The 15,199-nt window shown below is 35.3% G+C and carries 8 protein-coding genes; 3 read left to right on the top strand and 5 right to left on the bottom strand.

Going from position 1 to position 15,199, the window contains the following annotated elements; genetic code table 11:
• Positions 1-5: 5 nt before the first annotated feature.
• From ACM39_RS03455 to ACM39_RS03440, 4 genes are all read right to left on the bottom strand, one after another.
• Positions 6-1,454 carry a SusD/RagB family nutrient-binding outer membrane lipoprotein gene (locus tag ACM39_RS03455; RefSeq protein ID WP_048509636.1) on the bottom strand — a complete coding sequence of 483 codons (1,449 nt, stop codon included), beginning with the start codon at positions 1,452-1,454 and terminating at the stop codon, positions 6-8.
• A 7-nt stretch (positions 1,455-1,461) separates the two neighbouring features.
• Positions 1,462-4,437, bottom strand: coding sequence for a SusC/RagA family TonB-linked outer membrane protein (locus ACM39_RS03450; RefSeq protein ID WP_048509635.1), 2,976 nt, complete (start codon positions 4,435-4,437; stop codon positions 1,462-1,464).
• A gap of 320 nt (positions 4,438-4,757) precedes the next feature.
• Complete coding sequence (locus tag ACM39_RS03445; protein WP_048509634.1) at positions 4,758-5,504, bottom strand: glycerophosphodiester phosphodiesterase family protein; 747 nt, start codon at positions 5,502-5,504, stop codon at positions 4,758-4,760.
• A gap of 64 nt (positions 5,505-5,568) precedes the next feature.
• A complete protein-coding gene (locus ACM39_RS03440) occupies positions 5,569-8,670 on the bottom strand; it encodes a TonB-dependent receptor (RefSeq protein ID WP_048509633.1) in 3,102 nt (1,033 codons plus the stop codon).
• 240 nt (positions 8,671-8,910) lie between these two features.
• Between ACM39_RS03440 and ligA the strand changes: the two genes are divergently transcribed.
• The 3 genes from ligA to ACM39_RS03425 all read left to right on the top strand — a co-directional run bounded on the left by ligA (position 8,911) and on the right by ACM39_RS03425 (position 14,399).
• Positions 8,911-10,914, top strand: coding sequence for an NAD-dependent DNA ligase LigA (gene ligA / locus ACM39_RS03435; RefSeq protein WP_048509632.1), 2,004 nt, complete (start codon positions 8,911-8,913; stop codon positions 10,912-10,914).
• A gap of 150 nt (positions 10,915-11,064) precedes the next feature.
• Positions 11,065-13,599, top strand: a complete 2,535-nt coding sequence (locus tag ACM39_RS03430) for a T9SS type A sorting domain-containing protein (protein ID WP_048509631.1) — start codon at positions 11,065-11,067, stop codon at positions 13,597-13,599.
• A 152-nt stretch (positions 13,600-13,751) separates the two neighbouring features.
• Complete coding sequence (locus tag ACM39_RS03425) at positions 13,752-14,399, top strand: MgtC/SapB family protein (protein WP_048509630.1); 648 nt, start codon at positions 13,752-13,754, stop codon at positions 14,397-14,399.
• Positions 14,400-14,437: 38 nt separating this feature from the next.
• Here the strand turns inward: ACM39_RS03425 and ACM39_RS03420 are convergent, their stop codons facing one another.
• Positions 14,438-14,911, bottom strand: a complete 474-nt coding sequence (locus tag ACM39_RS03420; RefSeq protein ID WP_048509629.1) for a copper resistance protein NlpE — start codon at positions 14,909-14,911, stop codon at positions 14,438-14,440.
• Between the last annotated feature and the right edge of the window lie 288 nt (positions 14,912-15,199).

Below are 15,199 nucleotides of genomic sequence, written 5' to 3'. Positions count from 1 at the left end.
AAAAATTATTTATTCCACCACATTTTTACATTAATGTTATCACCTCCCATTTGCTGTACAGCTTTAACATAATTATCATAATTCTGAATTTTTGTAGTGGTAGGATATAGCATTCTTTGGGGCATATTTCCATCATTCAGAAGTCCCCCGTTATTGGGAAGCACAGGAAATCCTGTTCTTCTCTGCTCATACCATTGCTGATGATCAACAAAAAACAGCGCTACATACTTTTGAAGCATTATTTTCTCTATACTTCCATCGTAAGCAACTTTTTGATTGGCGAAATAATCGGCAGGAACCGTATTCCCCCATTGCTCAATTGCCGCTTTCACTCCGTTTTCATAGAACGTTTGTGCATTTCCTGAAATCACGCCTCTATTGGCAAGCTCAGCCAGAATAAACTGAAGTTCTGTGTATGGCAGAATCAATATTTTTAATGGAGCTTTTGCTAAATTTTGATTTAAATTCGAAGGTGTATAATTGAACGTAGTTCCTAAAGCATACCCCGAAGGAGCTCCTTTATAACCAATATTTGCATTGGCAGGAATACTTTTTGCCTGTGTGAAAAATTTACTTAATCTCGGATCGTTATTATCTACTAAAGTTTGTGTAAAAAATTCTCCCGATGCTCTGTATGCCGTAAAATCCTGAGGTCTTGCCACCGGTGGTAAATAAGGAGCTACTCCTGAAATATCCAACGTTGCTCCTTCCGTATTATTCTGGAAGATAGGATATGTTGCAGGATCATTTACGATTTCGTTAATTCTTTGATACACATTCACTTCTCCATTTCTTTTCAAAATTCGCGTTAATAATCTTAATGAAAGTGAATTACAGAATTTTTTCCATTTTAAAATTCCATCCGTATTTGTTTCCGCGTGATAAAATAAATCCCCTTCAGGTAAAGTTTTAGTTACATCAAACATTGAGTTTGCGGCTTTCAAATCATCCAAAAGAGCCAAATAGATATCCTTCTGACTGTCATATTTGGGTCTTAAAAAATTTTCTTCCGTTCTTAAAGCTTCAGAAAAAGGTACATCTCCAAACGCGTCGGTAAGATTGGCATAAATCCAGGCATTTAACACTTTTGAAATGGCTACATAATTGTCGTTTTGTTCTTTTACGGCCGCTTCGTTAAGCTCTTTTACCTGTTTAAGCCATTTGTAGCTCGTATTCCAGAAACCATTTCCTGTACTTTCTGTAAAATAGTACCTGCTTATTGTATTTCCTTCATTGGGAAAGGCAAGGGCAACCTGCATAATATCGAAAGTAAAATCATTCGCCCTGTTATATCCGTAAGTTCCCATTTCGTACTGTATCGGCATGAGGAAACTTCCTGCGGAAGGATTTTTTATCTTACTGGTATCTGTATTTATTTCTTCAAAAGATCTTTCGCAAGAATTAAGGGTAAAAAGCGAAAGAGCAAAAGCTGTTGCTAATATTATTTTTTTCATGAGAATCTTAGAATTTTAAGTTAACTTGAAAACCTACTGTTCTGGCAGTCGGCAATTGCCCCATTTCAACACCTGGTGTAATTGTAGAATCATTTAAGGCTGCTACTTCGGGATCAAACATTGGAAATTTTGTCCACATCCAAAGGTTTTTCCCGAAAACTGCCAGTGTAAGCTCTGTCAATTTCAAAGGAGCAATAACATCTTTAGAAAAAGAATAGGCAATTCTCGCATCTCTTAGTTTTATAAAAGAAGTGTCAAAAGTATTTGTTTCGACATTTGCTCTTCTGTAATAATCACCATAATACGATGATACACTCACCGGAGTTGTGTTTGGACTGAAGGATCCATCCGTATTTTGCACTACACCCTGCCCGATGATCATCCCGTTAGGATTGTCTCTTCCCGGTAAAGTGTTAGTCAGCTTTCCTTGTTCAGACATTTTATGATGTGACTGAGAATAGGCCATACCTCCATATTGACCATCAAATGAGAAGCTTATTGTAAAATTTTTGATTTTGAAATCATTCTGGAAGCCAGCTCTCCATTTCGGGAAGGCATTTCCCACTTTTTCGATTCTGTCTGGTCTTGAAGGTAATCCGTTTTTATCATAAATAACGTCTCCATTGGCATTTCTTAATAATTTGAAGCCCCACAAATCACCAAGAGAACCTCCCACAACTCCGTTATAATACACAACACCCCCTACAGTTGCCATCGTATAGTAGCTTTCTCCCTGAAATTCATCCGGAAGGCTTAAAATTTTATTTCTGTTTAATGACCAGTTGGCACTTACATTCCATGAGAAATTTTTAGATTTTACAGGTATTGCATTCAAACTCATCTCTACTCCTCTGTTTCTTACCTTACCCGCGTTAATCACCCTGCTTGAGTATCCGGATTCGTAAAGAGTAGGAACTGTAATAATCTGATCTTCTGTATCGTTTTGATATAAGGTAAAATTGTAGCTTAATCTGTTTTTTAAGATTGAGACATCCATCCCAGCTTCAATATTTGTATTATTTTCAGGTTTAAGATTGGGATTCGGATATGTTCCGGGAGTTTCTACAGAACCAGGGAAATCGCTGATATTATAGTATTTCTCCAGCTGGTAATTTAATCCGGAAATACCTACTTTAGCCCAGGAAGCTCTTAATTTCCAATAATTGAATGTATTGCTTGACAGCTTAAAGATATCCGACAATATAAAACTTGTACTCACGGAAGGATAAAAGAATGATCTGTTTGCTTTTGGTAAACTGCTGCTCCAGTCATTTCTTCCCGTAACGTCTACAAAAACCAAATTATCATAGCTCATACTTACCAAACCGTACACACTGTTTGTTTGATAATCATTTGGTTTCGGGACTTTTGTAATTAATGAAATCGCATTATTTAAGCTGTAATCACCCGCAACTTTAAGCCCTTCCGCCCGATAGTCATTCATTATGTACTCATTGTAACGGATACTCCCTCCTGCATTGGCACTGATGCTGAATTTGCTGATATCTTTTTTGTAAGTAAACAGGATATCATTATTGTATTCGTGATTTTTGATATATTGTTCTCTGTAAAAGCCTTTCAGGTAATTTGCAGAACTGTAAGGTCTTTTTGTTGTTCTTTCTTCATTTAATATTTCAATTCCTGATCTTAACATTACATTAAAATCTTTCGTGAACTGATAATTCATCGTGATATTTCCCGTAATCAATTTTTTATCAACCCCATTCGTCATTTCATAAGCGATAAGGTATGGATTATCTATAAAACTACTGAAAGGATGAATTTGATCAAGCTGCTCCTGTCCCGGCTTCCAAATCGGTTTGTACCAAGATAAATCTACATTCGGATTTTGGAAAATCATAAAATAAGAAATCGATTGATTATTATACCCCGTTGCAGGAAGGTTGTCACTCTTTGTATTGCTATAATTAAATTTTGTTGAGATCTTAAATCTTGAGGTCAATTTATGATCCATCGACAAAGCCACATTGAACCTGTCAAAACCTGTATTTGGCATCATCCATTCATTATTTAGATAGGTAAGAGAGGCTCTGTAATTGGTTTTTTCATTAGAATTTTCAATGGAAACGGTGTTTGAAGATGTTGTTCCCGTTTGCCAAAACCCTTTAATATTATCTTCATAAGGTCTCCATAGTTGTCTTGTTAAACTTTGCCCTCCAACTGTAGGATCATATTGAAAATAAGACTGACCATTGAATTTCGGCCCGAAAGCACTACTTGTTCCGCCCGTACTTACTCCGTCTGCCGAAGCCCCGTAAGAATAATAAAATTCTCCTGCCGTATTTTTTGTTAATGTTCCCTGACCATATTCATACTGATAATCCGGCCATTTCAAAACAGAATCATAGCTTAAGGAGGAATTAAAAGAAACCTGAATTTTCCCGTTTTTGCTCTTTCCTGATTTTGTTGTAATCATTAACGCTCCGTTTGCAGCTCTCGAACCGTATAATGCTGCTGCGGAAGCACCTTTTAGAACTGTTACAGATTCAATGTCATCAGGGTTGATGCTATTCAGTCCATTCCCTAAATCAATAGGAACATCTCCTCCGGAACCCGCTCCATAAGCCGGAGTTCCGCTTCCTGTAGTAGAATTACTCAACGGAACACCATCTACAACAATCAATGCATAATTATTGTCCATATTCATTGATTTTTCACCTCTCAACGTTATTCTTGAAGTTCCAAGCGGGCCGGCTCCTGTTGTTTGTACTTTTAACCCCGCTACTCTTCCCTCTAAACCCTGAGCCCAGTTGTTATTCTGAATATCTTCAAACACTTCAGAATTTACTTTTTCTGCAACATACCCAAGGGATTTATCTTGCCTTTTAATCCCCAAAGCTGTTACCACAACCTCATCAATGTTTTTAATAGTGTCTTTTTTTACTTTTTGCTGAGCTGCAAGATTAACGCTTATCAATCCTAACAGCGATAAAACCAGCAACTTTTGTGTCTCTTTACGCATATCCAATTTGTTTGCGCAAAATTAAAACGACATTATGATTATGATTTTAATAACATTTTAACATTTATTAAATAAATATTAAACACTATATTAATTTATCATTAATCAAAATTTATAAAAATCTAGTTAGCAACAGGTTAAACTCATTAAGCATTTTTAATACAAATAGTTATCATTATTTATATACCTTTACCTTCGCTCTCTTATAAAACAGTATTGTTTAGATTAAAAACGTGAATTTCAAAAGGTTAAATTTTTAACCATAAAAAAAGTTTGTCCCAAAATGAGACAAACTTTGAAAAATAATATAAAAGACTTGTTTATTTTCCCTTCAACTGGTCAGGAATGTTGGTTGTTACAAATCCTATTCCCTGGGCTTTTAATTGCTCATAAACTCCAAGTTCGTTTACTGTCCATGAGTTTGTAATCAACCCTAAAGCTTTTGCCTCAGAAATCCAGGTCGGGTTTTTGGCAAAAATACTATAATGATAATCTAACCCATCCAACCCTTCACTTTTAATCTCTGCCGGAGACAATTCTCCATTCAGATATTGAACTTTAAATTTCGGCTCGATTTTTTTGATTTCCTTACAGATATTTAAACTAAAAGAAATAAACTCACTTTGAGAATCCAGCTTCATGTCTTTAACCATTTTGATGGTTTTTTTCACGATCTCATTTTCTAATTCGGGTGTTTTTGCAGGTTTGATTTCGATGATTAATTTTAAAGCTGCATCTTTTTTACCTTGCTTTAAATAATCTTTCAATGTCGGGAAATTTTCACCGTTCGATAATTTTTCTTTTTCCAGCTCTTTAAATGTAAAATCAGAGATTTCCATTTTTGCATGATGCTCATCATGATTGATCACCAAAACACCGTCTTTTGTCATTCTTACATCAAATTCTGACCCATAAATTTTTAATTTCTGGGCATTTTCTAATGATTTAATCGAATTTTCCGTTGTAGGAGGCTGGGTTTGGAAATAACCTCTGTGGGCGATAATCTGGGTTTGTGCCTTCATTGCAACTGTACTTAAAACTGCTAACCCTAAGATAAAATTTTTCATAATATAATTAGATAATTAATATATAAAAGTCTTGAAACTTTTAGATAAAGGTAATGTTTAATTGTTAAAAAGTATACTTTGCTCCTATCTGAATTTGATAAGGGTTCCCCGATAACGGCTCCAGACCATTGGTATTTTTTACATATTCAAACTGTCTGGTTGCAGTATTGAATTTCGTAGCCCTATACAACGCCATATTTCCATAGGATTTATTGACACCCCATTCTTTATTCAGCAAATTCGCCACGTTGAAAATATCAACAGAAAGCTCGAATGCACCAATTTTTTCAAACTTGATTTTCTTTGCCACACGAACATCCCAAACTCCGAAGAACCCGTTTTTACCCCCGTTTCTTTCCGCAATTTTATTATTGTAATCGCTTATATAATTTTTTAAGGCTTTCCCAACTTCAGGATCATCAATCAATGATTGAGTTAATTCAGGGAAGATATACGCCAAATCATTAGAATCAACAAAATCTCCATTAATATTTCCTCCCGCAGTTACCGAGAAGCGCGTTCCACCGATGCCTGAATACCTGATACCTAAAGTAAATCCTGCAATTGTAGGTGAATTCCCGTAAATAACCACTTTATTTCTGAATTGGTTATCAGAATAGGTCATTCTCAAATCTCTCGGATCACTCTGAACAAGAGTAGACAAAGTAGCTGAATTGGCAACGTTTCCATTGTAGGAAGTATTATCTTTAATATCTGACCATGTGTAACTCGCCGTGATTTCTCCATCTTTCCAGTAACGGTAACTTGTATCAGCTACAAAAGAAAACTGATTAACCTTACCATCGCTCACAAGCTCCAGAACCCTTCCGAAATTTTTGTTGATTCTTCCCTCTTTCCAGTTAAGCGTAACGGTATTGTTTGCATTGTTAGTAATTCCGCTTTCAGGAACAAAAACTCCTCTTCCTCCTTCGTTATCCAAAGTAATAAAAGGGTTTGACACCATGTTTCTATCGTAATAGAAGTAATTATTTCTGCCTAAAGCCATATAACCCGCAATTCCCGCTCTGAATCTTTCATTAAAGAAATGTGTATAAGAGAAATTAGCCTTGTAAACAATAGGAATTTTAGCATCTTTTCCTGTATAATTGATGGTCGGAAGCTGATATTGCGCTAAAGACGGAACTGTTCCGTAATCATTTCTATAACTGATAAAATCCGGAGTAAGACCGATTTGTGAAGGATTGATATCTACTGTTGCCAAATGTTTTCCATCAAACACCAAATTATTGATAATCATATAATTGTTAATATCTGAAGAGAAAATTCCTGCTCCGAATTTCAAGAAATCTTTATTTCCTTCATTGATATTCCAATCAAACTGGAATCTTGGCTGAATCACGAAAGATTTAATTTTATAATCTGTCCGGATTCCCATTTCGTCATACAGTTTCTGATTAAATTCCGCTTTCGGGTATCCTCCGTAATCCAATCTCACACCTCCCATAAAATCAAGACCTTTTGCTATTTTAGTTTGGAATTGTCCGTAAACACCAATATTCCAAATACTTGATTTTACCGAAGGATCATCCATCAAAGGAACCTCTCTGTAATATCTGTTTGAAATCAGATTATTAAAAGCATCCATTCCCTGGTAGTGGAATCTACCGTTGACCTCACTTCCGTAAACTGATTTTGCTTTTGTATACATTAAATCCGCTCCAAAAGTATATTTTACCTTATCTGTATTGTAATATAAATTATCTACAACTTGAATCACATTATTTCTAAAGCTTTCCTGCCCAAAGCGGTGCCCTCCAATCTGAATGCTCGTCGTTTTTGTACTTCCATCATAAATTTGTGAAGCAACTCCTTCTACAATCGCTCTCGGAACAGGATGTCCCAGCTCGTCATTCTGATAACTGTCCTGAAAAGTATATAGATATTGAGCTTTTAATTCGTTGGTTAAATTAGACTTCAAATTGGTTCTTAAAGTCAATAATAAGCTGTTGTCTAAGTTTTTATCATTTCCGTAAGATTCAAAAAAATTGATTGCCGTATTATCCCCTAAACCGTTTTTATTTAAATCATACGTAAAATTGTTTCTTAATGTTAATAAGTTTTTATCATTAATCTGCCAGTCTAAACGTAAAAATCCGGCATCAGAATTTCTTACCTTGTCAAAAGTTCCGAACTGTGGTGTATTTCCCACTCCATATTTCGCTCTTGCGATGTCTAAAAACTGATTCAGTGTCTGATTGGTGATATTAAATCTTGCTTCATCCTCATTCGACTTTACATCCGCAATAATCAACGGTCTTGAGTCTAGCTGATGATCCCAGGCCATGAAGAAGTGCAATTTATTTTTAATAACCGGACCCCCTAATGAAAACCCAAACTGAGAAGTTGAGAAATCATTTTGTCTTTTATTTCCACGAATATCATACGGACTCGAAAGCCAATTCGTCCTCAAATATTCCCATGCGCTTCCTGAAAATTTATTTGTACCGGATTTCGTAACTGCACTTACCGTACCACCCCCACTCCTTCCAAGTGTCACGTCGTATTGATTAGTTGTAATTTTAAATTCACGGACTGCTTCAATCGAGATAGAAAAAGGTGCTCCGCTTCGGCTCGTTGTGGCCCCAGCAGAGGTAGGATTTTTCGCAGTCATCCCGTCAATCGTAAAGTTGGTAGAAGAGCCAAGCTGTCCCGACAAATTCCCTCCCTTTCCGCTCAAAGGAGAAAGCTCGGTAAGATTAGCAAAATTCCTTCCGTTTACAGGTAAAATCCCGATATTCTTAGCAGTAATTGCCGTTGCAGCACCAAGATTTCCGATTTTATTCTTCAGGTTTCCCGTCACCACTACTTCTTCAATCATTTTTTCCTTACTTTCACCCAAATTTAAGTTTACAGTCACCTGATCACCGAAGTTGACGTTATAACCTTCTCTTTTTTCATCGTTTACAATTACCGTGTAAGGCCCGCCAAGAGGAATTTCTTTAAAAATATACTCTCCTTTTGAGTTGGTTTCAGTTTCAGTTTTGAAACCCGTCGACTCATTGATAATCGTCACTTTTACTTTTTCCTGAGCCATACTTCCGGCAGCAGTTACCTTTCCTACAATCGAAGCCTGTGTTGTCTGCGCATAAGCCAGCGTTCCAAAGCTTAAAAACAATAAACCTAATACAATCTTTACTTTTCTCATGTCTTCAAATTAGCTGTGCAAAGCTAACCAGACTTTTCATCGTTCCCCTTTAAGTGAATTTTAACATTTTTTTAATTATATTAAAACATTATGTTAAATAAATCTAAACAGGAAATTTATTTTATTGAAAATCAACTCGCTAGAAAACATTACGTGTTTTTAATATTCTTACAATATTTAATTCTCATATTTTTTAAATGAAATTAGTTTAGTTATTTTTGCTCAAAAGATAGAAAGACAATGTCCGAAAACATTCAACAAAAGATAGAACAGCTTCGTAAAGAACTTCATCAGCATAATGAAAACTATTATCTCCTGGATACCCCTACCATCCCGGATTACGATTTTGATATGCTATTGGAAGAACTTCGTGATTTGGAGGCAAAATACCCGGAGTTTTTTGATGAAAACTCTCCTACTGTACGCGTCGGAGGCGGTATTACAAAGGTCTTTCCAACAGTTCAGCACAAGTTCAGGATGTATTCTTTGGACAATTCTTATGATTTTAACGATCTTGAAGACTGGGAAAAAAGGATTATCAAAACCATTGATGACCCTGTAGAATTTGTAGCAGAATTGAAGTATGACGGCGCATCAATCTCCATTCTTTATGAAAAGGGAAAATTGGCTCAGGCTGTAACTCGCGGAGACGGTTTTCAGGGAGACGAAATTACCGGAAATGTTCGTACCATTTCAGATATTCCGTTAAAATTGAAAGGCGATTTTCCCGAGCATTTTTTCATGCGCGGTGAGATTTATTTAACAAGAAAAAACTTTGATAAAATTAATAAACTGCGCGAAGAAGAAGGTTTAGATCCATTCATGAATCCCAGAAATACAGCAAGCGGAAGTCTGAAAATGCAGGATAGCAGTGAGGTAAGAAAACGTGGGCTTTCATCAGTTCTGTATCAGTTTATTTCTGAAGAAAGCCCCGCAGAAAGCCATTGGGAACTACTTCAAAAAGCTCAAAGCTGGGGTTTTAAAACTTCTCAGCAGGCGAGATTATGCACCACTTTAGATGAGGTAAAAGAATTTATTAATTTTTGGGATGTTGAGCGTCATCATCTGCCCTTCGAAATCGATGGTATTGTTTTAAAAGTTAACTCATTAAAACAGCAAAGACAGCTTGGATACACGGCAAAGTCTCCACGTTGGGCGATGGCTTATAAATTTAAAGCTGAAAAAGTGGAAACAGAATTGCAAAGTGTTTCTTACCAGGTCGGAAGAACTGGAGCAATTACTCCTGTTGCGAATTTAAAACCTATATTATTAGCCGGAACTACTGTAAAAAGAGCGTCTTTACATAATGAAGATATTATCAAAAAACTTGATTTACACGAAAATGATTTCGTTTATGTAGAAAAAGGAGGTGAAATTATTCCAAAAATCGTTGGGGTAAACATCGAAAAAAGAAGTGAAAAAAGCAGAGAAATCGAATACATAAAAAATTGTCCTGAATGTGGAACTGAACTGGTGAAAATTATAGATCAGGCGATTCATTTCTGCCCGAATGACCTGCATTGCCCGCCCCAAGTCGTAGGAAGAATGATCCACTATGTATCCAGAAAAGCTTTGAATATAGAAAACCTGGGAAGTGAAACGATTGAGCAGCTTTACAGAGAAAGATTAATAGAAAATCCTGCTGATTTTTATGCTTTAACGAAAGAACAGCTGCTTCCACTGGAAAGAATGGCAGAAAAGTCTGCTCAAAACATTATCACAGGAATTGAAAAATCGAAAGAAATTGCTTTTGAAAAAGTTTTATACGGAATTGGAATAAAGCACGTTGGAGAAACAGTTGCCAAAAAACTGGTTAAGAATTTCCCAACTATTGATGATTTGAAAGCTGCTACGGTAGAAGAACTTTGCCAAGTTGAAGATATCGGAACAAAAATCGCGGTAAGTATCGTTGATTTCTTTGCTAATTCCGAAAATATTTTAATGATAGAACGATTAAAATCCTATGGGGTTCAGCTTGAAAAAGGCGAAAGCACGAATGAAGTATTATCAAATGTTTTGGAAGGGAAAACTTTCCTTTTTACCGGGAAACTGTCTTTATTTACAAGAGAATCGGCTGAGGAAATGGTAGAAAAACACGGCGGAAAAAACATTTCTGCTGTATCTAAAAACCTAAATTTCTTAGTGGTAGGAGAGAAAGCAGGAAGTAAGCTGAAAAAAGCGCAAGACATCGGAACGATCGAAATTCTGGATGAACAGCAGTTTTTAGACCTGATCAACAAGTAATAGAAATTCAATATTAAATTTATTAGATGAGCCATTAAGATTACCCTTTAATGGCTTATTTTTGTATGTTTTCACTCATAAAATAATTAAAAAAAACAATAATAACCTAAGCTCATCTCATCCATGAAAAAAATCTATTTAATCATATGCATGATTACATTTTCTGTGTTTCAGGCGCAGATTATTAATATTCCTGACACTTATCTTAAGTCTAAACTCTTTATTTACGGTGCAACAAGCGATTCCAGTGGAGCTTATATAAATGTAGATACCAACGGAGATGGCGAAATCCAAGTGTCAGAAGCTGCAGTGGTGTATAAAATGACTCTTTATAATCTTACAGATGCCATTACCAGTTTGGCAGGTCTTAATGAATTTCCAAACCTGCGTGAGCTCACATTAAATGGCCCTACTATATCATCGTATCATTTGATTTTCAGCAACTATCCTAATCTTCAGAAAATTATTTTTTCAGGCGGCAGCGTAGGTAATGTAACCATTGAAAATTGTAATGCCCTAAACTTAGCACAGCTTGGAGCTTCAGGAAATATTATCAATATACAAAACACTTCTGTACAGGAAGTTTCACTTTCCAACATCAATGAAATTAATATTTCTTCAGTTCCCAATCTTAAAAAGTTCTCATTAGGCACTTCAACTATGACTTCTTTAGATTTAAGTAATCTCCCTGCGCTGGAAGAAGTAAACGTCAGCCAAAACCAATTCCTGACAAATATCAATTTTGCAGGAGACATGGCTATAAAAAAATTAGAATTATATCGTAATACATTAAGCAGCCTTAGTATTCCTAACCCTTCTCTTGTAAATTATCTAAGCCTGTCTTTTAATCTTTTCCAGTCTTTTGATGTTACTCCTTACACCGGATTAGTATATTTTCTTTGCAATGATAACCAGATTACGAGCTTAGATTTCAGCTCAAGCCCTTTGGTTTATATGCTTTATATTTATAATAATTTGCTTTCTACTTTAACGTTTAATAATAACACTCACTTAGAGTATCTATATTCAAATAATAATCATATAACAAATAATATCGCATTTAATCAGACACCTTTCATTAAGGTTATTGAGCTTAATGGCAACTCACTTACAAATGTTGATTTATCCCATAATTTTGTTTTGACGAGTGCTGTACTTCATGATAATCTCAACCTACAGACTTTAAATCTTAAAAATGGAAAACTTGACCAAAGCATTGGCTTTTCAAATACACCACAACTGCAATATGTTTGTACTGATCCTATAGAAAATGGTTGGTATACGTCATTGGTATCAAATTATAATCAGCCCAATGTGGTAGTCAATTCTTATTGCTCCCTGACTCCCGGCGGGACTTATTATACCCTTCAGGGAACAACAAAATATGACATGAACGGAAATGGATGTGATAGTAATGATTTGGCAAAACCATTTCAAAAATTCAATATTTTAGGGCAGTCTGCCGCAATATCAGATGCTTCCGGAACTCATGTTTTACCACTAACATCGGGAACCAATTATATTGTACCTGTTTTAGAAAACCCTTCATATTTTAATATCACACCACCATCCATTACAACAAATTTTCCGACGCAGATAAGTCCTTTTACTCAAAATTTCTGTCTGACGGCAAATGGAACCCACAATGACCTTGAAACAGTGATTTTACCCGTAACAATTGCTCGTCCGGGTTTTGATGCTAAATATAAAATCATTTATAAAAACAAAGGAAACACTGCACAATCGGGAACATTGGTATTCAGTTATAATGATAATGTGGTGGATTATTTAAGTTCAACATTAGCTCCAAATTCACAATCCCCGGGAGTTTTGAGCTGGAATTTCACGAATCTTCTTCCATTTGAAACTAAAGAAATTACAGTAACTGTTCATTTGAATTCTCCAACACAAACACCCGCTTTGAATAGTGGAGATATTCTAAATTATATCGCGCAAATGAACGGAGCAACTGATGATACGCCTTTAGACAATACATTTGCTCTGAATCAAACGGTTGTCAATTCTTTTGATCCGAATGATAAAACCTGTCTGGAAGGAACTACCATCTCTCAGACTAAAGTTGGAGATTATGTTCATTATTTAATCCGATTTGAAAATACAGGAACTGCAAATGCACAGCATGTTATCATTACAGACGAAATTGATACTTCAAAATATGATTTATCAAGCTTGGTTGCGCTTCACGGAAGTCACAATTTTATCACAAGGATTACCGGAAATACTGTAGAGTTTATCTTTGAAAATATTCAATTACCTTTTGATGGTGCAAATAATGACGGATATGTTTCATTTAAAATTAAGACAAAATCCACGTTAGTTTCGGGTGACAGCTTCAGCAATACAGCGAAAATTTATTTTGATTACAATCATCCGATTATCACCAATACTTTCACTACAACGGTTCAGAATGTACTGGCGACATCAGAAACCAACAGAAAAAACGAAACTTTTACCCTCTATCCCAATCCGGTAAAAGACGTTTTATATATTACATCTAAAACCGAAATTATAAAAGCGGAAATCTATGATTTAAACGGCAGAATTATTATTTCAACAAGTGTAAACGGAAATTCAATGAACGTTTCTGAACTTGTAAAAGGAAATTATATCATCAAATTATTTGCAAAAGATAAAGTGGTAAGCCAAAAGTTTATCAAGAACTAATTGCAATTTCATATCAGGATAGATATACGGGATTCAGTGTTTGAGTCCCGTTTTTTTTTATCTATTTTTAAGCAAATAATCTCTCTAAAACCATATTTCCTATTAAGATTTTATCGTAATTTTATTCAAAGAAGTTTTAAAATTTAAAAAAAATGGATTTTCTAAAGGATCATTATGTTGTTCAGAATGAGCTGTTACTCATATTTATTTCCGTTATTCTCGGCATCTTTATCGGTGCAGAAAGGGAATACCGTAATAAATCTGCGGGCTTGAGAACTTTCATCCTCGTATGTTTTGGTTCTTGTCTTTTTACGATTCTTTCCATCAAAATCGGAGTTGAAAACCCTGATCGCTTAGCTGCAAATATCATCACGGGCATTGGCTTTTTGGGAGCGGGGGTTATTTTTAAAGGTGACAATAAAATCGACGGAATCACTACGGCGACAACCATTTGGGCAACCGCTTCTATTGGTATGGCTGTCGGTTCGGGCTACGTCTACCTATCACTTTTAGGAACGGCTTTAGTCTTGTTAATTTTAAATTCGCTTGTTTATTTACAGAATTTTATAGATAATTTTCACAAAATCAGAGAATATAAAATTGCGGTCAGAGAAGCGCAATATTTCAGACATTGTGAAGATATATTTGAACAGCACCATTTAAAATATTTGATGATGACACAACAATATACTCAGGGAAATTTAGCAACCACATGGCAACTTACAGGCAATAATAAAAATCACGAAGCTTTAATCAAACACCTGATGGCAGACGAAAAAATTATCGCTTACCAATTTTAAACAAAAAATAGAGGTTTTTAACCTCTATCTGTATCTTATTATTTTTTTTTGAAAACATATAAATCTTTGTTGGGACCATCGATCGGCTGGCCGCTCAAATCCAGCTGGGTGATTTTATTCTCACCTACTTTATATTTATATTTAGCGCTTTTCCCGTGTAATGTAACCACACTTCCTGTAGCATCCCATTCAAAAGTTCCCTTATCTTCACTCTTTGACTTTCTTTCCAGATACTCTTCAGAAATAGTGAAAGTTTTGTCTTTGTTTAAAGTTAAAACCGTTTTGATTCCCGGGCAGTCTGCACAAGGAACTACCGCTTCATAAGTTCCATACCAGTCTAAAGAATTTTCAGCGCTATGAGATGCTTCCATATTATTTGCAGAGGTGCTATCTATCGGCGCCTGAATAGCCATAGGATCTGTCTTCGGATTGATTTCAGGATTTTTATCCTTTTGAGTACAAGAAACCATAAAAGTAACTGCTGCCATTCCTAATATTTGTGATTTTTTCATGATAAGTAAATTTAAATATATTAATAATAAGTATTATGTGTGTGTGTTTAAGGAAACAAAAATTAAGCCGACGGTAAATTATAAAGTCATGAACTATAAGTTTTGATTTCCATGTATAATCTTAAAAACATAATTATTGAATAAAAAAAATCCTAATGCTTTATTTTTATTTCGGTGAATTTTTAAGCATAAATCATTTAATCGAATCGAAATTCAACTTATTTCAACTCAGAACTTATAACTCATAATTCATAACTGTAGTCTCCTTTTTTCTTCGTAAATTGGGGC

Source organism: Chryseobacterium sp. FH2, assembly GCF_001045455.1.
Lineage (GTDB): Bacteria > Bacteroidota > Bacteroidia > Flavobacteriales > Weeksellaceae > Chryseobacterium.
This window is presented reverse-complemented; position numbering and strand designations above follow the sequence as displayed.

Coding starts and splice junctions, on each gene's coding strand:
- ACM39_RS03455 (WP_048509636.1), bottom strand. CDS start 1,454: ATGAAAAAAATAATATTAGCAACAGCTTTTGCTCTTTCGCTTTTTACC.
- ACM39_RS03450 (WP_048509635.1), bottom strand. CDS start 4,437: ATGCGTAAAGAGACACAAAAGTTGCTGGTTTTATCGCTGTTAGGATTG.
- ACM39_RS03445 (WP_048509634.1), bottom strand. CDS start 5,504: ATGAAAAATTTTATCTTAGGGTTAGCAGTTTTAAGTACAGTTGCAATG.
- ACM39_RS03440 (WP_048509633.1), bottom strand. CDS start 8,670: ATGAGAAAAGTAAAGATTGTATTAGGTTTATTGTTTTTAAGCTTTGGA.
- ligA (WP_048509632.1), top strand. CDS start 8,911: ATGTCCGAAAACATTCAACAAAAGATAGAACAGCTTCGTAAAGAACTT.
- ACM39_RS03430 (WP_048509631.1), top strand. CDS start 11,065: ATGATTACATTTTCTGTGTTTCAGGCGCAGATTATTAATATTCCTGAC.
- ACM39_RS03425 (WP_048509630.1), top strand. CDS start 13,752: ATGGATTTTCTAAAGGATCATTATGTTGTTCAGAATGAGCTGTTACTC.
- ACM39_RS03420 (WP_048509629.1), bottom strand. CDS start 14,911: ATGAAAAAATCACAAATATTAGGAATGGCAGCAGTTACTTTTATGGTT.